18 protein-coding genes and 1 tRNA gene are annotated in these 20,532 nt (G+C 61.8%); 10 read left to right on the top strand and 9 right to left on the bottom strand.

Going from position 1 to position 20,532, the window contains the following annotated elements:
* Positions 1 to 77: 77 nt before the first annotated feature.
* The 3 genes from VOI35_RS03930 (at position 78) to VOI35_RS03920 (ending at position 1,431) form a co-directional block, all read left to right on the top strand.
* Complete coding sequence (locus VOI35_RS03930; RefSeq protein ID WP_407276584.1) at positions 78 to 455, top strand: winged helix-turn-helix domain-containing protein; 378 nt, start codon at positions 78 to 80, stop codon at positions 453 to 455.
* A complete protein-coding gene (locus VOI35_RS03925) occupies positions 452 to 1,321 on the top strand; it encodes a ferritin-like domain-containing protein (protein ID WP_407276583.1) in 870 nt (289 codons plus the stop codon). The genes VOI35_RS03930 and VOI35_RS03925 overlap by 4 nt, the downstream gene beginning before the upstream one ends.
* A gap of 37 nt (positions 1,322 to 1,358) precedes the next feature.
* Positions 1,359 to 1,431: transfer RNA gene (locus tag VOI35_RS03920), tRNA-Thr, on the top strand.
* Between the two features lie 222 nt (positions 1,432 to 1,653).
* Here VOI35_RS03920 and VOI35_RS03915 read toward each other — a convergent pair.
* The 3 genes from VOI35_RS03915 to VOI35_RS03905 all read right to left on the bottom strand — a co-directional run bounded on the left by VOI35_RS03915 (position 1,654) and on the right by VOI35_RS03905 (position 4,526).
* Positions 1,654 to 3,888: an EAL domain-containing protein gene (locus VOI35_RS03915; protein ID WP_407276582.1), complete on the bottom strand. Its 2,235-nt coding sequence runs from the start codon at positions 3,886 to 3,888 to the stop codon at positions 1,654 to 1,656.
* A gap of 72 nt (positions 3,889 to 3,960) precedes the next feature.
* Complete coding sequence (locus VOI35_RS03910; protein ID WP_407276581.1) at positions 3,961 to 4,266, bottom strand: cell division protein ZapA; 306 nt, start codon at positions 4,264 to 4,266, stop codon at positions 3,961 to 3,963.
* Positions 4,263 to 4,526, bottom strand: coding sequence for a hypothetical protein (locus VOI35_RS03905; RefSeq protein ID WP_407276580.1), 264 nt, complete (start codon positions 4,524 to 4,526; stop codon positions 4,263 to 4,265). Before VOI35_RS03905 ends, VOI35_RS03910 begins: the two co-directional genes overlap by 4 nt.
* Positions 4,527 to 4,685: 159 nt before the next feature.
* Between VOI35_RS03905 and VOI35_RS03900 the strand changes: the two genes are divergently transcribed.
* From VOI35_RS03900 to VOI35_RS03885, 4 genes are all read left to right on the top strand, one after another.
* The gene (locus VOI35_RS03900; RefSeq protein WP_407276579.1) at positions 4,686 to 5,267 is read left to right on the top strand and encodes a UPF0149 family protein; all 582 of its coding nucleotides are present in this window, start codon (positions 4,686 to 4,688) and stop codon (positions 5,265 to 5,267) included.
* A gap of 80 nt (positions 5,268 to 5,347) precedes the next feature.
* Complete coding sequence (locus VOI35_RS03895; RefSeq protein ID WP_407276578.1) at positions 5,348 to 6,688, top strand: aminopeptidase P N-terminal domain-containing protein; 1,341 nt, start codon at positions 5,348 to 5,350, stop codon at positions 6,686 to 6,688.
* Positions 6,685 to 7,884: an FAD-dependent monooxygenase gene (locus VOI35_RS03890; RefSeq protein WP_407276577.1), complete on the top strand. Its 1,200-nt coding sequence runs from the start codon at positions 6,685 to 6,687 to the stop codon at positions 7,882 to 7,884. Before VOI35_RS03895 ends, VOI35_RS03890 begins: the two co-directional genes overlap by 4 nt.
* The gene (locus VOI35_RS03885) at positions 7,885 to 9,063 is read left to right on the top strand and encodes a UbiH/UbiF/VisC/COQ6 family ubiquinone biosynthesis hydroxylase (protein WP_407276576.1); all 1,179 of its coding nucleotides are present in this window, start codon (positions 7,885 to 7,887) and stop codon (positions 9,061 to 9,063) included.
* A 15-nt stretch (positions 9,064 to 9,078) separates the two neighbouring features.
* Here the strand turns inward: VOI35_RS03885 and VOI35_RS03880 are convergent, their stop codons facing one another.
* From VOI35_RS03880 to pepN, 4 genes are read right to left on the bottom strand one after another with little or no spacing between them, the layout of a single operon-like run.
* Positions 9,079 to 10,563 (bottom strand): glutamine amidotransferase-related protein, encoded by a 1,485-nt coding sequence (locus VOI35_RS03880; protein ID WP_407276575.1) that lies wholly within the window; start codon positions 10,561 to 10,563, stop codon positions 9,079 to 9,081.
* Between the two features lie 12 nt (positions 10,564 to 10,575).
* Positions 10,576 to 11,649 (bottom strand): flagellar motor protein MotB, encoded by a 1,074-nt coding sequence (gene motB, locus VOI35_RS03875; RefSeq protein ID WP_407276574.1) that lies wholly within the window; start codon positions 11,647 to 11,649, stop codon positions 10,576 to 10,578.
* A 21-nt stretch (positions 11,650 to 11,670) separates the two neighbouring features.
* Positions 11,671 to 12,522 (bottom strand): flagellar motor stator protein MotA, encoded by an 852-nt coding sequence (gene motA, locus VOI35_RS03870; RefSeq protein ID WP_407276573.1) that lies wholly within the window; start codon positions 12,520 to 12,522, stop codon positions 11,671 to 11,673.
* Between the two features lie 48 nt (positions 12,523 to 12,570).
* Positions 12,571 to 15,195, bottom strand: a complete 2,625-nt coding sequence (gene pepN, locus VOI35_RS03865) for an aminopeptidase N (protein ID WP_407276572.1) — start codon at positions 15,193 to 15,195, stop codon at positions 12,571 to 12,573.
* A gap of 104 nt (positions 15,196 to 15,299) precedes the next feature.
* Between pepN and rdgC the strand changes: the two genes are divergently transcribed.
* The 3 genes from rdgC to VOI35_RS03850 are packed head-to-tail and all read left to right on the top strand — an operon-like array spanning position 15,300 to position 19,012.
* Positions 15,300 to 16,184, top strand: a complete 885-nt coding sequence (gene rdgC, locus VOI35_RS03860; RefSeq protein WP_407276571.1) for a recombination-associated protein RdgC — start codon at positions 15,300 to 15,302, stop codon at positions 16,182 to 16,184.
* 52 nt (positions 16,185 to 16,236) lie between these two features.
* Positions 16,237 to 17,607, top strand: coding sequence for an adenylosuccinate lyase (purB, locus tag VOI35_RS03855; protein ID WP_407276790.1), 1,371 nt, complete (start codon positions 16,237 to 16,239; stop codon positions 17,605 to 17,607).
* Positions 17,608 to 17,623: 16 nt separating this feature from the next.
* Positions 17,624 to 19,012: an HDOD domain-containing protein gene (locus VOI35_RS03850; RefSeq protein ID WP_407276570.1), complete on the top strand. Its 1,389-nt coding sequence runs from the start codon at positions 17,624 to 17,626 to the stop codon at positions 19,010 to 19,012.
* 12 nt (positions 19,013 to 19,024) lie between these two features.
* Here the strand turns inward: VOI35_RS03850 and queG are convergent, their stop codons facing one another.
* Both queG and crcB read right to left on the bottom strand, forming a co-directional pair.
* Positions 19,025 to 20,134, bottom strand: a complete 1,110-nt coding sequence (gene queG / locus VOI35_RS03845; RefSeq protein ID WP_407276569.1) for a tRNA epoxyqueuosine(34) reductase QueG — start codon at positions 20,132 to 20,134, stop codon at positions 19,025 to 19,027.
* A 7-nt stretch (positions 20,135 to 20,141) separates the two neighbouring features.
* Positions 20,142 to 20,516 (bottom strand): fluoride efflux transporter CrcB, encoded by a 375-nt coding sequence (crcB, locus tag VOI35_RS03840; RefSeq protein ID WP_407276568.1) that lies wholly within the window; start codon positions 20,514 to 20,516, stop codon positions 20,142 to 20,144.
* Positions 20,517 to 20,532: the final 16 nt, after the last annotated feature.

The following is a 20,532-nucleotide window of genomic DNA, read 5'->3' as shown; positions in this document are numbered from 1 at the left end:
AAGCGCGAGTGTAGCAAGACGCAGCGCGACGGTTGGGATGTGGTATAAAAAACCCATCGAAACAGGAAAGCCGAACCATGCCCAAAAAAGCCCGTCAACACCGCCTCCCCGGCGATGCCTACAGCGCGAAAATCCACGCCCGCCTCTGGATCATCGGTGAAAACCGCCAATACTACCTCGGGGTCGGCAAAGTCCGGCTGATGGAACTCATCGACGAACTCGGCTCCATCAGCCAAGCCGCCAAAGTGCTGGATATGTCATACAAACGCGCCTGGACGCTGATCGAAGAAGTCAACCAACTCACCCACCACCCCTTCGTCGTCAAAGAAGTGGGCGGTGCCGGGGGCGGGCACGCCACGCTGACCGATGCCGGCCGCGCCGCGATTGCGCAATACCGTAGCCTCGAAGCCGATTTGAGCGCGTTTCTCAAGGCTCGGGGGGCGCAACTCGGATGACTTCCTGCACCTTGCGGGAACGCGCGTACCATGCCCTGATCGACACAGATCCCGCCCGGAAAATCACGGCCGCAACCGCGCTCTACCAACAAGCGCAAACCCTGCCCGATGCGGCGTTACGCGAACCCCCAAGCCAGCCCATCGAGCGCCTGCCTGATCCCGGCCGACCCGCCAAACCCATCCTGCGCGCGCCGCGAGAACTCACCCGCCGCAGCCCCGCCAGCCAGGCCGGGCGCAACGCCATGGCGCACGCCTTCGCCCACATCGAATTCAACGCCATCAATATCGGGCTCGATGCCGTGTATCGCTTCGATGACCAACCCGCCGACTTCTATCGGGACTGGCTGCGCGTCGCCGCCGAAGAAGGCAAACACTTTCAGCTCCTCAACGACTATCTCCAACAGCACGGCCAAAGCTACGGCGACCACCCCGCGCACGACAGCCTGTGGGAAACCGTCCACGCCACCGATCACGATGTCCTAGTGCGGATGGCGCTCATCCCGCGCGTACTCGAAGCCCGCGGGCTTGATGTCACCCCCGGCATCGCCGAAAAACTGCGGCAACACGGCGACACCGCGCTTGCCGACATCCTCGGCATCATCTACACCGAAGAAATCGGCCATGTCGAAATCGGCACCCGCTGGTTCCGCCACCATTGCGCCCTGCGCGGACTCGATGCCCGCGACACCTTCCGTGCCCTACTCAACAAATACATGGCCGGACGCATCCGCGGCCCCTACGACGAACCCGGACGCCTGCAAGCAGGCTTCAGCCCGGAAGAAATCGAGGATCTCAAAGCCTTGGAAGCGCATACCCTCGCCCTGCTCGACAGCGAACCTAGACGCCGCAACCCATCTCCCGATTGACAGCCCAACAGAAAGCCCCATAATTCCCAGCCGCTTAGCCGGTGTAGCTCAGTTGGTAGAGCAGCGCATTCGTAATGCGAAGGTCGAGGGTTCGACTCCTTTCACCGGCAAAAAATCCGTTTTTTCAGGCAATTCCACCGCCTGACAAAATCCCCATGAAACCCGCATTCTGACGGGGTTTTTCTTGGGTTCTTCCAGCCATTTGATTGGCTTCTGCTTGCCTGATGCCGTCTGCCACGCTAGAGCGCACAAAGTCAACGATGCAGCCGATCCGGCTGAAGACGGGTTGTGCCGACCGCCCAAAACCACGCCCCTACCGAAAATCTCTTGATTTACGGAATCAAGAACTGGCTCAGGGGTCGCGGTTTGGCCACTCCGTAGCCTTGGTGATAGAACACCCCGATCTGCCGTAGTATTTCCGCCTGATCCAGCGTTTCAACGAACTCGGCAATGGTGATCGTGCTCATTTCGAAGGCGATGCTCTGGATGGACTCCACGATCGCCCGATCAATGCGGGACTCGACGATGTGCTGCACGAATTCGCCATCGATCTTCAGATAATCGAAGGGGAAGCGTTTGAGATACGAGAAGGTTGACAGGCCGGTGCCGAAATCATCGAGAGAAATCTTGCAGCCTAATTCCTTGATCGCCACCACCGCCTGGCGCGCTTGTGCCACATCGTTGATCACCATGGTTTCGGTGATTTCGAAGCAAATCTGTTCCGCGCGACACCCCGTGCGCTCCAATGCCTGCTGAATCTCGAGCGTGATATTCGGATCCACCAGACTGGCACCCGAAAGGTTGATCGACACCTTGCTGATTTCTGCCGCCCACGGCGAGACCGAGAGCTGCCGCAGGGTTTGCCGCAGCACCCAGCTATCGATGGCCGTCATCAGGCCATACCGCTCGGCAATCGGCAGAAAACTTGCGGGGGTCAGCACCGCGCCGTCCGGATTGCGCCAGCGCAGCAGCACTTCGAAGGCTTTGACATCCGGATGGCGGGTATCCCGGATGGTTTGCGCATACAGCTCGAACCGCCCCGTCTGTTCATCGCCATTGAGCACCGAGCGGATGCGCTGCACCCAGGCCAGTTCCTGCATGCGATGGGAGAGCAGAATCGCCAGATCATCTTCCACATGCACCAGTTGGCTGCGCTGATTCAATGCCTGCTGGCAACCGGCCAGAACGGCTGAGGTGAGTTGCCCCAAATCCTGGGTCTGCGCGGTGTTGAACACCGTCAAGGCCAGCCGGAAGTAGCGAGAGCCAGCGCCGAAGGTTTGTCGTTCCGCCTCGATGCCCAATCGAATCCGCCGCGCCAGATCGGCGGCCCGGAATCCGATTTGTCCGGCCTGTAAACACAGAATGTATAACCCCGGCCGCACGCGGGCAGCCATCTGGCCAAAGCCAACCGATCGGATGACTTCCGCCACGCGCTGTTCGATACGATTACTTTCTTCATGCCCCATCAGGGCATCGATCTCTTCAAGATCCGGCAGATGCAGGCCGATCACCGTCATGGGCTGCATTTGCCCCCCGGTCGTGACTGGCCAGTGCTTCAAGGTCTGCGCTAGCCCCTCATCGTTCTGCAAATCCGTCAGCCCGTCTGTCGCCAACCGCTTGGCCAAGCGTTGCTCGGACTGACGATAAATCTGCATCATTTCCGTAGCAATTACGGCCAGCACCGCCGCCACAAAAACCAGCGCTTCATCGCCCAGGGTGGAGGCGACGGGCTCGTTCGTCCCCATGGCGATCACGGCATTGAGCCAGACCCAGACCAGCACATAGGCCGCGATCAACGGACGCACCAACTGTATCGGCAGGGAATGAACGGCCAGAATCAGCACCACCAGCCCCAGAAGCCCGGGCGCGTTGTAATCAAGCATCGTCCAATGGCGCAAGGCAGCCATCAGCGCCAGGGAGAGCAGCGCGAGCAGCAACCAGCCAGCAAACCAGAGCACGGTAGCCCGATCCTGCGCCCCGCGCGACCTGAGCGCGGTACGCCACGCACGCAGGCAATTTTTCTCATGCAGGCAACTCAATACCAGCGGGGTGAACACCAGCAGGCTGACCGCTTCCGCCATCCAGAACAGGGCAATGGCATCATGATTTTCTACCCAGGCTGGGTTCTGCCAAATGCCCATCCCCGTGACCAGGGTTGCCATCAAGAGCGCAGACAGCGGCAAGCCCAGCAGACGGCGACCGTAGATACTCTGCACATGCCGCTGGAGCCAGCGTCGGAATTGCCGCATCAAAATCAGGCTCAATGCCAGCGCCCCCGCCCCGATCAGCGCCGAACCCCAGGAAAGATCGACCATCCAGTGGTTCCAGCACAGCACCACAATGAACAAGAGAGGAACCAGAGCGCGGGCGCCCCAGGCTAGGACAAAACCGAGGGCGACGGCATCCGCCGGCCATAAGCCGACCACCTGATCCGTGGCGCCACCGGGGAACAGCGCATCGGTCAGCAGCGCCAGCACAATCCAGAGCGCAGCGACCAGACTCGCCCGCCCCCAGCGGCCGGCCGGCGAGACCTCTGGCGAGACAAGATCGGGCGATAAATCACTCACGATAGATTACTCATCGGGACATCATCCTTAGGCACGATGGTCAACAAACCGCAGGCGGCGTATTTCCCCGCTTTACGAACGACGCGGTTCCGTCCGGGCAATTTTTTCCAGCACCGCGTCAATCTGCTGGATGAGATCGGCGGTATTTTCACGCGGGGGCGGGGGCGCGCCCAGTTCAATCAGCTCACGCGCAATGTTCAGAGCCGTCAGTACCGCCACGCGCTCGGTACTTAATGTCTGGCTGCTGCGTTTGACCTTCTGCATTTCCTGGTTCAGGAAATCCGCCGTGCGAAACAACACCGCCTGCTCCTCCGGCGGGCAGGCAATTTTGTAATCCTTATCGAGAATCCGCACCGTCACGGGTTTGATGGCACTCATGACCCCATGTCCTCCAAGCCACGAATCTGCTGGCTCAACTGAGTAATCTGCAACTGGGTGTGCTGCAGGATTTGCCGCAGGCGGGCATTATCTTCCGCCAAACGCTCGGCGGTTTCACGGCAGGCCTGCTCGCGCTCCAGCAGGGCGAGTGCCGCCTGAGTCAGCGTGTCGATTTTCTGCGCGAGCCGGTCAACCGAACCCGCTGGAGCGCTTTCTTCAGCGGGATCAAACACAGCAGAATCAAGAGAATCGACAGACATGAACACCCATTCCTGAACAGTTCGAGTTAAGAAACACCCAACCGGGGTTACACTCTCGTCCAATCCCGGCATAGGCGCAGTCTACCATTTTGCTGCAGAGGCTATGACAATCTGACCATGACACCGGGATTTCCCTTTTCACTACCTGATGACCGCCCCATGAACGACGCCCGCCCCGCCCTCGACTATCCGCGTTGCCACGATGCGCTCGCCGAACTCGGCAGCAGCCTGAACCCGAGCGAGGCACAAGGCGTGCTGATTGGGCTCTGGTTGGGCGCCGGGCATGCCACCGTGCCCGAATGGCTCGACGAGCTGACGGAGAGTGACGGTTCCACGCCCCCCTTGTCCACGCCCCCCTTGGCCGATGCATTACGAACCGTTTTCGATACCCTGATCCACGAACTGACCGGCGCAGATCAGCTTGGGCTCAGTTTCCTGCTGCCCGCGGATGACGAGCCCCTGCCCGTGCGTTTGCAGGGCTTGATCGACCTGGCGCAAAGCCTGCTCTACGGCTATGCCCGCGCGGGCGGCAGCCCGCCCGAACAGCTTGCGCCCGAAGCCCGCGAGGTATTCGATGATCTGGTCAGCCTCTGCAATATCGACGCGCTGGCTGAGCCGGAATCCACCGAAGAAGATGAGCAATACTTGCAAGACATCACCGATTACTTGAGTGCCGCGTTGATTGTGTTATTCATTAACCGCCATCCGCCGGTGCCACAACCCCCGACCCGCGCCCATTGATCCGGCTGGGTGTGCATCGTCGAACCCAGTCCCCGTAAGACCCGAATCTTGACTCGACACCGCCGCAGGAAATGACCGCCATGTCGCATCGCCCCCCCAGTCCGTCCGACCGCAAGGAATATGCCCGCCGCCGCAAGCAACTGCTGAAACTGGTGGGGAAAAAGTCTGCCGTGCTCGTCCCGGCGGCCAGCGAGCAGATCCGCAACAACGACAATCATTACCCGTTTCGGCAATCCAGTGATTTTTGGTATTTGACTGGCCTGAACGAGCCCGATGCCGTGCTGCTGCTCTGCCCGAAGCGAGCCGAGGGCGAGGTGATTCTGTTCGTCACACCTTTCGATCCGGAACGGGCACGCTGGGAAGGCGCCCGGACGGGACTAGAGGGTGCTTGCCAGCACTACGGTGCCGATCAGGCGTTTGCGCTCGATGAGATCGATGAACGACTGCCGGAATTGCTGGCCGGCTACGAGCGCGTCACCCTGCCGTTTGCCGCCCATGACTGGGTGCTCAACACCTTGAATGCCTTCGATGTCCTGCGACAGAAAGCCCGCAGTGGCACCGTGCCGCCGCAAACCCTGAAAGATCTGGCCGAGCCGCTGCACGAAATGCGCCTGATCAAAAGCCCGGCCGAAATCAGCCATCTGCGCCAGGCGGCGGCCGTTTCGGCGGAAGCTCACCTCGCCGCCGCCGCCGCCGTGGCCGAAGGGATGTTCGAATACGAACTGGCCGCCCGCCTGCATCGCGTCTTTCAACAGCACCACGGCGAACCCTCCTTCGCGCCCATCGTTGCCTGCGGGCCCAACGCCTGCACCCTGCATTACCGCGACAACAGCGCCCGGCTGGAGGCGGGTCAGCTTGTGCTGATCGATGCAGGTGCCGAAATTGAACAATATGCCGGCGACATTACCCGGGTCTGGCCGGTTGATGGCGTGTTCAGCCCAGCGCAACGCGCCATTTACGAACTCGTGCTCGCCGCCCAGCAGGCCGCGATCGAGGCCATTGCGCCGGGGGTTTCGTTCGACGCCCCGCATCAGGCGGCGGTAACCGTCATCACGCAAGGACTGATCGATCTCAAACTGATCGACGGCCCTCTGCGCACCGCGCTCGACGAAGGGCGCTATCGCCGGTTTTTCATGCACCGCACCGGCCACTGGCTTGGGCTGGATGTGCATGATGTCGGGCGCTACAAAGAGGACGGTCAATGGCGCGCCCTGCAGCCCGGCATGGTGCTGACCGTGGAACCGGGGCTGTATCTCGATGAGGCCGACGACCTCCCCAAAGCCTATCGCGGCATTGGCGTGCGCATCGAAGACGATGTGCTGGTCACGGAGAAGGGGCATGAGGTACTCACCCGCGCCGTGCCCAAAACCGTAGCCGAGATCGAAGCGCTGTTTGCCCGCCGCCAGCCCCGCGCCTCATGATCACCTCCGCCCCTTCCACAGACATTCTCATCGTTGGCGGCGGCATGGTCGGCGGCGTGCTGGCGCATGCGCTGGTGCAGGCGGGCTGGCGAGTCACGGTACTCGAAGGTGCCGCACCCGGCGAATCGCCGAGCTTCGATGCCCGCCTGACGGCGCTCTCCGAAGCCTCTTGGCGGTATCTCGATGCGCTGGGTTTGGTCGATGCCTCCACTGCTGCGCACGCTCAGGCGATCGAGGAAGTCCGGGTCGTCGATGCCGGCCACTTTGGGATGACACGCATCACCCGCGCTAATAATCACGGGGTCGCGCTGGGGGAGGTCATCGCCAATCGCCAGATCGAACAAGCCCTCATTCAGGCGCGCCGAGCCCTGCCGCCCGGCGCACTCGACTGGCGGCAACCCGCCCGCTATCTCGGCCATGCGCTGGCTGCCGATGGCCAGTCCGTCTGTGTCCGGTTTCTGCAGGATGGCATCGAACAACAGCAGAGCACGCGGCTACTGGTTGCCGCCGACGGGGCGCACTCGCCGGTACGGGCGCAAACCGGCGCGACCGTGCAGCATCAACCCTATGGGCAAACCGCGATCGTCTGCACCGCCCGCCCCGAACGACCCCATCAGGGCACCGGCTTTGAATGCTTCACACGCGGCGGCCCGCTGGCCGTACTACCCGCGCCCGCTGGACGGGTCTCGCTGGTCTGGGTCAATCGGGATGAGGACATCCCGGCGCTTATGGCACTCTCGGACGAGGCCTATGCCGCGCGGCTGAATCAACTGTTTCGCGCCCGCCTGGGTCGCTTGACCGAACTCACCGCCCGTTCGGCCTATCCGCTCAATCTGGTGACCGTGCAGGAATTGACCGCCCCCCGGCTGGTGATTCTCGGGAACGCCGCCCACGCCCTGCATCCCGTGGCCGGTCAGGGGTTCAACCTTTGTTTGCGGGATGTGCGCGATCTGGTCGATAGCCTGCGCGCCGACCGGGGCGTGCCGGTCGATCCGGGGGCGGCCGAACGCCTGTCACACTATACGGCGCTCCGCGCGGCGGATTATCGCCGCACCATCGGCCTGACCGACCGACTGGTCAAAGGCTTCAGTCTCGATCTGCCCGGTGCCGGTCTGCTTCGCGGTGCCTTACTCAGCGCCCTTGACGGGGTACGCCCCATCAAAAACCGGCTGGTTCGCCTCACACGGGGAATATGAATGAGCAATCCAGAATTCGTCGATGCAGTGGTCGTGGGCGGCGGCATGGTTGGGGCGAGCATCGCGCTCGCACTCGGGCAGGCCGGGTATTCGGTCATGCTGGTCGAGGAACAACCCATTCCCTCACTGCCCGCCGCGACTGATCCCTTTGATGTGCGCGTCTCCGCCTTATCCAATGCGAGTATCGATTTTCTCGCACAGCTCGGCGTCTGGCCTATCCTGCGCGAGAGTCGGCACGCGCCGTATCGGCGGATGCGGGTCTGGGATCAGGCCGGTGCCGGCGATGTCAGCTTCCATGCCCGCGATACGGGGTTCCCTTATCTCGGCGTGATTCTCGAAAATCAGGTCATTCAAGCCGGGCTATGGCAGGCCGTGGCGCAGTGTCCGGCGATTCGCCCGGCGCAGGCGGTACAGCCCCAGCATTGGCAGGCGGGCAAAGCGTTCGGCACGCTGACATTGAGCGATGGGCGCCGCGTGCAGACTTCGCTGCTGATCGGTGCCGATGGCGCACACTCCTGGGTGCGCCAGCACATCGGGCTGGAGATCAGGCGGCACGACTACGACACAGCCGCCCAGGTGCTCAGCGTCCACACGGCCTATCCGCAGCAGGACATCACCTGGCAACGGTTCACCCCGCAGGGTCCGCAGGCTTTTCTGCCGCTCGCGGGGGCGCGGGGTTCTCTGGTCTGGTATGACCAGCCCGACCGGGTGGCGGCGCGGCAAGCCTTGTCCGATGACGCCCTATTGCGCGTGGTGCATCAGGCATTTCCGCCAGAACTCGGCGAAATCACCGCCATCGAACGGCGCGCCAGCTTCCCGATCCGCCGCCTGCACGCCGCGCGCTATCAGGCCGCCCGGACGGTGCTGATCGGCGATGCGGCGCACACCATTCACCCCCTCGCCGGCCAAGGCGTGAACCTGGGATTTGCCGATGCCCGCGCGCTGTTCGACTGTCTCAAGGATCAGGCAGATCTTGGACTCGCGGCACTGCTGATGCGTTATGAGCGGAACCGCCGGGCGGATAACCTGACGGTGCAATACGGGATGGATGCCTTTCATTACGGCTTTCGCGAAACCAACCCCCTTGCGGTGCGGTTGCGGAATGCCGGGCTCATGATCACCGAGCATTGCCCTCCGCTGCGCCGCCGACTGGCGCAATTTGCCAGTGGCGAACGCTGAGGCGCCCGTCGGAAATTATTCGATCCGGGTCAAAAACCGCAGCAACTGCGCCATCATCTGCTGATTCCTCGCATAACTTTCAGCAGGCTCGGTGCGCATTGTCTCGGCCGAGGCGACGAAGGGCGCATCCACGAGTTCGTCCAGACTGTGCTCGATCAAGCAATCTACTGTCTCTGCCGTCATTTCCAGATGAAACTGCAGACCCACGGCTCGCCCGCCCGGTAGCACGAATCCCTGATGGGCACAGGCGTCACTTTGCCCGAGCAGCGCGGCGCCGGGCGGCAGGCCGAAGGTTTCCCCATGCCAGTGGAACACCCGCGTCTGCGCCGGTTCATCCGGCCAAATCGCCTGGGCTTCAGGCCGCCATTGCACCGGCCACCAGCCGATCTCCGGCTGCGGATTTTTTTGCACCACCGCGCCCGCTTGCTCGGCCATCAACTGAGCCCCCAAACAAATGCCGAGCGTTGGCACGCCCGCCGCCAAGGCCTCACGGATATAGGCTTTTTCCGTCACAAGCCAAGGCAATTGCGCCGTATCGTGCACGCTCATCGGCCCGCCCAGCACGATCAGCAAATCCACGGTTGCCACAGGCGGCGGCGTGACCGGTTGCGGTTCGAATTGTTCGACCGTCGTGATCACCGCTTGACGCGCCCTCAGCCAGGGTGCCAACGCCCCGAGCCCCTCGAACGCTTCATGTTGAAACACTACGACATTCATCGGTGTCCCCTCCTCCGTAACGGTTGTATTGGCTGGCGCCTCGCGCCAGCGATGATAAACCAACACATCGAACTGCCCGGCGGGCAATAAGGCATCCTCGGTCACCCCAGGCACGGGAAATGCGAGGCTGAGCAGCCGCCCGCCCGGCGGCAACTCCCGCCCCGCCTTGCGCCAGACCCGCAGCATCGGCTCAGGCGATAAAAAGGCAAACACCCGATCGAAGCCGGCCCAGTCCGCCGCCCAAAAATCACCAAACCGAATCACGCAATTTTTCAGCCGCCGACAGCGCCAGCGGGCAATCAGCCAGAGAATCGGGGCACTTTCGATGCCCACGAACTGCCCGTCCGGCATCGCACGAGCCAGACGCCACAGCAAACGCCCATCCCCGCAGCCAATATCCAGCAAGCGCCGCGCCCCGCTCTGCCGCAAGTCAGCGAGCAGGGTATCGGCCACCACGGCATCGGCACGATAGAGCGGAATCCGGGTGAAAATCGCGTTCCATTGCAGCGCGAGCAGCACTAACGCAACCATCAGCAGCAGCCAGGGATTCACACTCAGGGAAAGTACGGCGGCCAAGGGCAAAAAGAACAGTACCGGCCGCCACCAACCGGGCAGAAACCGCCAGCCGACCGCCATCGAGGCCGCGCCAACAATCAAGGCCAATACCCACAACGGAATCGCCGGTGCCCCGGCGCGTTGGGCGAGGTACAGCCCCCCGACCCCCAGCAGTGTCCCCAGCGCCAGCGCGATCAGCACCAGGGCAAATTGCAACAGGCGCGCCATGCGAGGGGCGCGTTAAGGCTTGGCGGCCGGTGGCAAATCACCGGGGTTGGTAATCACGCCCGTAATCCCATTAATGGTGGCGATGGGCGCCGCCCCTGTGTTTGTCGTGGCGGGCGTGGCTTGCCCTGAGACAGAGGAAGCAGGCGGCACCGCAGGCGCCGAAGCACCCGGCGCGCCGGATTCGCCCGTTTTTGCCGGATCGAAATCCTGCGGATGTAATACCCGTTCGGCCGCGCTGTCGTTCATCACGATGATCGAGATCCGGCGGTTGCGCGGATCCGCCGGATCCTCGGGAATCAGCGGTAACGCATCCGCCATGCCGATCACACGCAGCAGTTTTTTCTCGTCATAACCATCCGTGACCAACTCCCGCCGTGCCGCGTTCGCCCGATCTGCGGACAATTCCCAGTTGGTGCGATCCTGGCCGGGGAAGGGTATGGAATCGGTATGGCCGACAATACTCAGGCGGTTGGGCAGTTTGTTGATGACCGGTGCCAGCTTTTTCAGAATCTCCGCCGCGTAAGGCTCCAGCTTGGTTGAGCTGACCTTGAACATTGGCCGGTTGGCCTGATCGAGAATCTGGATACGCAGGCCATCCCGGGTCATATCCAGCTTGATTTGATCCTTGTACGCCTTGAGCTGCGGATCGACATTGATCAGCGATTCCAGCTCCTGCTTCAGGTTTTCGATGCGTTTTTTGTCTTCTTCCTCGACTTTCTTGCGGGCTTCCGCCTCGGTCATTTTTTTCTGATCGATCTCGATCTTCACCGGCGGCTCACTGCCGTTTTTCACCTGTCCGTCCTGTTTGGTTAGGTCATCCCCGCCGCCATTGATCAAACTGACCGACATCCCCGCGCTCGGTCCGCCTTCCAGCGTCACCTTGACCGGGTTACTGAAGTAATTGGCGATCCCTTTCAGTTTGACTTCACCCACCGAGCCCAACAGCCACATCAGCAGGAAGAACGCCATCATCGCGGTCACGAAATCGGCATAGGCGATCTTCCAGGCACCGCCGTGATGGCCGCCGTGCCCTTTATTGACCTTCTTGATGATAATCGGCTTCGCCTGATCCGCTTGTTCCGCCATGATGCGTCGTGCTGCCTGGGGTTATTTCTTCTTCAAGAATTCTTCCAGTTCCTGGAAGCTTGGCCGATCCGCCGAAAACAGTACCTTACGGCCGAACTCCGCTGCCACCTGCGGCGGATAGCCGTTCATGAACGCAATCATCGCAGCCTTGATGCTTTGATAATACTTGGTGGAATCATTGACCTTGTGTTCGATGTTGGCCGATACCGGCGCCACCAAACCATAGGAAACCAGAATACCGAGGAAGGTACCGACCAGCGCGGCGGCGATCAACCCACCGAGCACGGCGGGCGGTTCGGCAACCGATTCCATGGTGTGTACCACCCCGAGTACCGCCGCCACGATCCCGAATGCCGGCAGGCCATCGGCGATCTTGCCGATATTGGTCGCCGGCAGCGAAGCCTCCTGATGATGCGTTTCGATGTCGATATCCATGAGATTGTCGATCTGATGGACATCCAGCGTGCTCGACACCATCAACCGCAGATAATCGGTAATGAAATCCACCGCATGGTGATCGGCCAGCACCTTGGGCGCTTCCTTGAACAGGGCGCTGGCGTGCGGGTCTTCGATGTCCTCTTCAATCGCCATCAAACCTTCCTTGCGGGCGCGGGTGAAGATATGAAACAGCAAGGCCAGCGTTTCCATATACAGCGCCTTGTTGTATTTCGAACCCTTGAATGCCGTTTTGAACCCGCCCAGCGTCGCCTTCATGGTTTTGCCGGAATTGCCGGCCACGAAGGCCGCAATCGCCGCGCCCAAAATAATGAGGTATTCCACCGGCTGCACCAGCACGATCAAATGCCCGCCGGCCACCGCAAACCCACCGAGCACCGCGCCAAACAGCAACACCCAGCCGATAATCACATTCATACGCGCTGATTCCTTACGAAGTCAGGAAAAAAACGGAACACCACCATCTTAGCCCAATGCCTTGCCCGTAATTTCCGCCAGATCCGGTGAACAGTCGGGGCGATCATGCAGCTTTTCCAGCACCGCGCGCATCGCTGCCGCGCGTCCGCCATCGAACCGCCGCCAGGTATTGAACACCGAGGCCATGCGCGCGGCAATCTGCGGATTCATCGCATCCAGCTCGATGATGCGGTCGGCAAACCAGCGATAACTCTCGCCATCCGCTGCATGGAAGTGCAACAAATTACCCCGCGAAAAGCTGCCGAGCAAGGCGCGCACCCGATTCGGATTTTTGAAGGAAAACGCTGGATGTGCCATCAGGGATTGCACCCGCGCCAGGGCGGAACCATCCGTGCGTTGTGCCTGCAAGGCGAACCACTTGTCCATCACCAGAGGGTCTTGCCGCCAGCGCGCTTCAAACGCCTGCATTTTTTCTTCGAACAAGCTGCCACCGGTCACGCTCAAGGCCAGCAAGGCATTGAACGATTCGGTCATGTTGTTTGCCGTCGCAAACTGCTGCGCCGCCAGTTGCCACCAGGCGGGTTCGTCGAGCGCACAGAGATAACTCAACACTTGCCGCCGCAACGCCCGCTGCCCCGCCGAGCGGCCATCGAAATGGTAGGCTCCTTGCGGTTCGTGATTGCGGTACAACAGGTGCAGGGTGGATGCCCAGGCAGCCGCCAACTCCGCCCGCAGCCGCCGACGCTCCTGGTGAATCCACACCACCGGCGTATCGTGACTGAATTGATCGGCGAGATAACTTTCCGTCGGCAGCGTAATGCATTCGGCGACGAACATCGGATCGTCGTTGGCGTGATGCAGCAAAGCGCCGAAGGCGGTCGATAAATCCTCGGGTAGCGTATCGGTGCCGGGTTTTCCCTGTTCGGCGGCGGCGCGAATCCGCGCCAGCAACACATGCTGCATCAGCCGCAAAAAAGCATCCCAGCGGTTGAAGTCATCCGTATCCGCCCGGCTCAGCACGGCGAGTTGTTCCGGGGTGTAGGGATAATCGACCTGCACCGGCGCGGTAAATCCCCGGTTGAGTGAAGGCACCAACGGGCGTTTCGCGTCCGGAATCGCCCAGGAGACCGTCTGTTCGAGTTCACGCAACACCAGCGTGTGCTCGGCCTGACCATCGAGCGGCACCGGATGACCGTTGGCATCGAACAGCGCCACCGTAAACGGCAGCATGAAGGGTTCGATTCCGGCTTGCCCCGGCAGCGACTGACGGAGGGTGAGCTGGTATCGTCCGCCATCCACCGCATCGCTGACCGTCAACACCGGCGTACCGGCGACATCGTACCAACGACGGAATGGCTGCAAATCCAGCCCGGAAACTTCGCTCATGCAGCCAAAGAAATCTTCGATCGTCACCGCCTGGCCATCGAAGCGCGAAAAATACAGATCCGTGCCCGCACGGAATTTTTCCGCCCCGAGCAGGTTTCGCTGCATCCGCACCACCTCCGCGCCTTTGTTATAGACGGTGGAAGTGTAGAAGTTATTGATTTCCCGATAGGATTTCGGCTGAACCGGATGCTTTTGCGGCCCAGCATCCTCCGCGAACTGAAACTGGCGCAGGACATTGACATCGGCAATCCGCTTGACCGCGCGCGAGCCCATGTCCGCCGAGAATTCCTGATCGCGGAACACGGTAAACCCTTCTTTTAGCGACAGTTGGAACCAGTCACGGCAGGTCACCCGATTACCGGACCAGTTATGGAAATACTCGTGCGCCACCACCGATTCGATCCCGGCGTAATCGGCATCCGTTGCGGTATCCGGTCGGGCGAGGATGTAGCGGGAATTGAAGATGTTCAACCCCTTGTTCTCCATCGCGCCCATGTTGAAATCATCGACCGCCACTATATTGAACACATCCAGATCGTATTCGCGGCCATAGACTTCCTCATCCCAGCGCATCGCCCGCTTGAGTGAATCCATCGCATGCGCGCAGCGATCGAGATTGTGCGCCTCGACATAAATCGCCAGATCCACCCGCTTGCCGCTCTGCGTGACGAATTCATCGCGCACGGCATGCAGTTTGCCCGCGACCAGCGCGAACAGGTACGAGGGTTTCGGATGCGGATCGACCCAGCGCGCCATGTGCCGACCGCCCGGCAGCGCCTCCGCACTCACGGGATTGCCATTGGCAAGCAGCACCGGATAGGGCTCGGCGTCGGCGATCAGGGTCACCGTGTAGCGCGCCAGCACATCGGGGCGATCGATGAAATAGGTGATGCGCCGGAAGCCTTCCGGTTCGCACTGCGTGCAGAAGTTGCCAGAGGAGACATACAGCCCTTCGAGCGCGGTATTGGCCGCCGGATTGAGCGTATTTTCGATCTGCACCACGGCCGTATCGCCCGGGATGGGCAGACGCAAGGAAACCTCATCCCGCACGAACTCCTCCGCCGCCAGCGGGCGACCATCGACAGCCACACTCAGCAGCGTCAACCCTTCCCCATCGAGCACCAGCGGCCGGTCATGGGCGCCCTGGCGCCGTACCTGAAGCGTTGAACGCACGCGGGTTTCCTGCGGCACGAGATCGAACACGAGATCAACGCGGTCAATATAAAAATCGGGTGCCCGGTAATCAGCCAGATGAATCTCTACCGGGGCGGCGCGTGCAGAACTCATAACAAATCGCTTCCATCAAGGCTTGGGGGTTCTGGCAGTATAACCGCGCCACTGCGTGGCGTGCGTGCGCTTGCGGCATAATGCAGCCATCAAGAGGAGCCCCCATGTTTTTTCGCCAACTGTCCGTATATCGTCTCGAATCCGAATTACTTGATCCGGCCGCGCTCGAAACCACGCTGGCCGGGCATCCCTTCGCCCCCACCCGACCGCAGCAAATCGAATCGGCCGGCTGGCTGCCCGCGATTGGCTCGCTGTTCGTGCATGAAACCGATCAGGCCCTTCGCCTGGTACAGCAACGCGAGGAGCGCAGCGTGCCCGCGCGTGCCATCAGCGAAACGGTCGAGGCGCGTCTGCGCGAACGCGCGGGCACACTCGGCGAGCCGACCCGCGCTGAACGGGCGGCCATGAAGGATGCCGTGCTGCTCGAACTGCTACCTCAGGCATTTCCCCGCCAGAGCCAAGCCCAGACGCTGATCGACCCCGTCCATCAGCAGGTCTGGTTCGACACCATCACCGCCAACAAAATCGAACGCTTGAGCAGTAGCCTGCGCGAACAACTCGGCCAATGGCGCATGTCGCCCTGGTTCGCGGCGGCTGATACCTCCGGCCATCTGGCGCGCTGGCTACTCGGCGCACCGCCCGCCGGTTTTGCGATTGGCGAAGGCGCCCGGCTGGTCGATCCGCGCGATGGCGGCACCATCACCGTCGCCAAACTCGCCCTGCCGGACCCGCATGTGATTGCCCATCTACACGAAGGCATGAAGGTCGATCAGCTCGAACTGATCTGGAACGAGCAACTGCGGTTCACCTTGCGCGCCGATGGTTCCCTGACCAAAATCAAACCCACCGAACACTATGCCGAAGAGCACGACGAACCAGCCGACGAGGACAACGCCCGCTTGGATGCCGATCAGCGGCTGATGGTCGCGGCCTTCCGCCGACTGATTGCCGATTTAACCCGCGTGTTGTCCCCAACTCCGGCGGCGTGATCCCGACGGCATGACCCCATACTCCGCAAGTACAGGAATCTCCATGAGCACACTGCCCTTTTCCGAACTCACCGCCATCGGCTCCATCGATGGCCGCTATGCCCGCCAAACCGCGCCCCTGCGTGAATTTTTCAGCGAATTTGCCCTGATCAAATACCGGGTGCGGGTCGAAATCGAATGGTTCAAGGCCTTGAGCGCCCATCCGGGCATCAGTGAGGTGCCGCCACTCTCCGCCGCCGCCCTGACCTTTCTGGACGAGATTGGCAGCGAATTCGGCCCCGCGCAGGCTGAGCGGGTCAAAGCGATCGAACGCACCACCAATCACGATGTCAAGGCGGTGGAATATTTCCTCAAGGAACAGGTGGCCGACTTCGCCGAACTGGCGGCGCTGTCCGAATTTTTCCACTTTGCCTGCACCTCGGAAGACATCAACAACCTCGCCTATGGCCTGATGTTGCGCGATGCCCGCGCCACGGTGCTGCTGCCTGTCCTGGATGAGATCCTGCAGGATCTGCAAGCCAAGGCGCACGCCTGGGCGCATGTTCCCCTGCTCTCGCGCACGCACGGCCAACCGGCTTCTCCCAGCACCATCGGCAAGGAAATCGCCAATGTCCTCGCCCGGTTGACGCGGCAAAAGCAGGCGGTCGAATCAGTCGAGATTCTCGGCAAAATCAACGGGGCAGTCGGCAACTTCAACGCCCATCTGGCGGCTTACCCGGCGCTCGACTGGCCGGCATTCGCGGAAAACTTCGTGCATACCCTCGGCCTGGCGTACAACCCCTACACCACCCAGATCGAACCGCATGACTACATCGCCGAGCTGTTCGACGCCCTCGCCCGCTTCAACACCATCCTGATCGATTTCGCGCGGGACATCTGGGGGCAGATTGCCCTGGGGCATTACCGGCAAAAACTCGTCGCCGGGGAGATCGGCTCCTCGACCATGCCGCATAAGGTCAATCCGATTGATTTCGAAAATGCCGAAGGCAACCTCGGCATCGCCAATGCGCTGATGACCCACCTCGCGCAAAAACTGCCGATCAGCCGCTGGCAACGCGACCTGACCGATTCCACCGTGCTGCGCACCCTGGGCGTTGGGCTGGCGCATGGGCTGATTGCGTACCGCTCGCTGCTCAAAGGACTCGGCAAGCTCGAAGTGGACGAGATCCGGCTACGCGCCGAGCTCGATCAACACTGGGTCATCCTCGGCGAAGCCATTCAAACCGTGATGCGGCGCTATGGCATGGCCAATCCGTATGAACAGCTCAAGGCGCTGACTCGGGGGCAAACCGTCGATGCCACAGCGATGCGGCAGTTCATCGACGGCTTGACCGCCTTGCCCGAAGCCGAACGCGAACGACTCAAGGCCATGACCCCCGCCGATTACACCGGCAATGCCGCGCTGATGGCGCACCGCATCTGAACCCTGGCCGCCCATCATGAGCCTGCCCGCCGACTGGATCGAACACCTCAAGGCGCACCCACTCCCGGTGCGCAACGAAGTGCATCAGCGACTGGTCGAGCTGATCCGCCGCGATGAGCTCGATTTCGGCGAGCTGAGCGGCTGGCTGCGACGCGATCCCGCCGCCGCCGGTTTTGTGATGGGCGCTGCGGCACGCGCGCAACGCGCCAAACAGCGCGATGCTCCGCACACCCTCGACCATGCGCTGTCCTTACTCGGCGCCGGTTGGATTCGCCAGTATCTGCCGAGTCTGCCGACCCTGGAAGAAACCCTCGTCGATCCGGCACAACGGGCCGGTTACCTGACCGCCGTCGCCCGCAGCCTGCATGCCGCGCGCCACGCGGAAAGCTGGCTGGTGGAACTGCGCGATACGAGCTATGAAGTCGTGGTGGTCGCGACCCTGCTGCACAATTTTCTTGAGCTTGCCCTGTGGCGCGATGCGCCCGACCTGATTCGCTCGGCACTGATCGCCGTGCAGGATCGCAGCCAACCCACGCTCGGCCACGCCATTTCCGCCGCCCTGCACGCGCAGGGGATCGACCTCAAATCCTTCGAACAGGCGGTCAATGCGCATTATTATCTGCCCGCGCAATTGTTCGCTGACGAGGCCGCGACCCCCATTCTGGCGCGGCAGCATCAAACCATCGTCCTGCTGGCGCGGCGCCTGGCGTTTTTTGCGGAAACGGGCTGGTATCACGCGGAAATTCTCGCCACGCAGCAGGAAATTTCCGCCCTGCTCAAACGCGACTGCCCCGCAACCGACAGTCTGATTCATCAGGTCGCCGTGCAGACCGCCCGCGAATTCGCCGACATGGGGTTTTACAGTCCTGCCGGGCTGTTGATCGATACCGCCCCCGGCAGCTATTGGCCCTATCCCGCGGGGTATGGCATTCCCCCGCGCCCGCTGGAAGCCGCCCGGCTCGCGCTGTCCGCGCGCTGCGCCAAGGTACGCGGGCAGGCAGGCAATCTGCTCAAAGCCCTGCTCACGACGCTGATCGAAGAACTCAACTGCACCGAACTGCTGCTGTTCAGCCGGGCGGTCGCCCCGAATCAACTGGCCTTGAGCCTTAACCGACGACGAGCCGAGGAACCCTTGGCCGCCAGCCTCGACCTGACCCAAAACCCATTGCTCGAACGGCTGCTGCACGGGAACAAGGCCCTGGCGGTACAGGCGGATAACCGCAGTACCCTGAACCGCCTGCTCGATGCCGATGGTCAAAGGGTCATCGCCCGCGACTGCCTGATTCTCACCCTGCACCGCCAGACGCAACCCTTCGCCCTGCTGGTGGTGGATATCGACCAGCCGGCGACCATCGACACCCTGCGCAGCGTGTTTATGGCCTTTCAGACCTACTGGCCGGACTGAGAACGCAGGGATTTACGCCCCGCTCCCGGCTTGGGGAGGGGCTGCGCCCTGCGCCAGCGCCCAATCGATATGCCGGTCGAGCGCCGGACTGACCCGCCCCCGCCGCGCCTCGAGCGCCTGCCGGATCGGATCGGCCTCGTCCGTCGAGGCGACCGCAAGCCAATTCCCGAGCGCCACAGCGACATTGCGCAGCCAGCGATACCAGCCGATCCGGCGGATCGCCATGCCTTCGGTGCGCCGAAGAAACTCCGCCTCATCCCAGGCGAACAAGGCGATCAGGCTTGGCGCATCCAGCCCATGGCGCGCGCGGAAATCGGCATCGGTCACGGTTTTGGCAAACCGATTCCACGGGCAAACCAGTTGGCAGTCATCGCAGCCGTAAATCCGGTTGCCGAGTGCCGAACGCAGCGCTTCGGGAATGTCCTCGTCGGTTTCGATCGTCAGATAGGAAATGCAGCGGCGCGCATCGACCACGCCCTCCGCCACGATCGCCTGCGTCGGGCATACAGTGATACAGGCGGTACAGGAACCGCAATGCGCGGTGACCGGCTGATCGATGGGCAAGTCGAAATCGACGAACAACTCCCCCAGAAAAAACCAGGAACCCGCCTGCCGATTGAGCACCAACGAGTGTTTGCCTTTCCAGCCCAAACCGGATTTTTCTGCCAGCCCGGTTTCATATACCGGCGCCGAATCAACGAATACCCGGTAGCCAAACGGCCCGACCGCTGCCGTGATCCGATCGGCCAGTTTTTGCAATTGCCCGCGCAGCACCTTGTGATAATCCCGGCCGAGGGCATAGCGCGAAACATACCCGAGCGCCGGATTCCCCAGCACCTGCGCGGGGCCGGCGACATCGACGGGCAAGTAATTCTTCCGTACGGTAATCACCCGGCGCGTGCCGGGCACCAGTTCTGCCGGACGGAACCGCTTGAGTCCATGTTCGGCCATGTACTGCATCGAGCCATGAAACCCCTGCGCCAACCAGGCGAGGAAACCGGCCTCATAGGCGGAAAGATCCGTATCGGTCACCGCCAAGGCATCAAATCCCAGCTCTTCCGCCCATTGCCGCAGCGTGGCGACAAATGCGTGATCGAACGCGCGCGGCGCCGCCGATGACATTCGGCCGTCAGATCCGTTCGGCCAGCAACATGCCACCGCGCGCGGCCACGAGACACAGCACCACGGTGCCCACGATATACAGCCCCGCCAGCACCCACTCGTTCCGTTCGATCAGGTTGAGCGAATCGATCGAAAAGGTGGACATCGTCGTGAACGCGCCCAAAAACCCGGTGAGCACGGCAACGCGGTACTCCGGTGCCCATTGCAGTTTCAGTGTCAACCACACGCCAAGGAACCCCATCAACGCCGAACCGAGCACATTCACCGCGAAGGTGCCGTAGGGAAAATCGCGGCTGAACCAGGTATGCACGGCGTTAATCATCCAGAACCGCGCCATCGCCCCCACCGAACCCGCCAAGGCAATCATCAAATAAAGCCGCATGTATCATGACTCCCAA

It is taken from the genome of Halothiobacillus sp. DCM-1 (assembly GCF_045689735.1).
In the GTDB taxonomy this organism is placed as follows: domain Bacteria; phylum Pseudomonadota; class Gammaproteobacteria; order Halothiobacillales; family Halothiobacillaceae; genus Halothiobacillus.
Note: the sequence above shows the minus strand (reverse complement) of the source record. Positions and strands in the feature narration are given on the sequence as shown.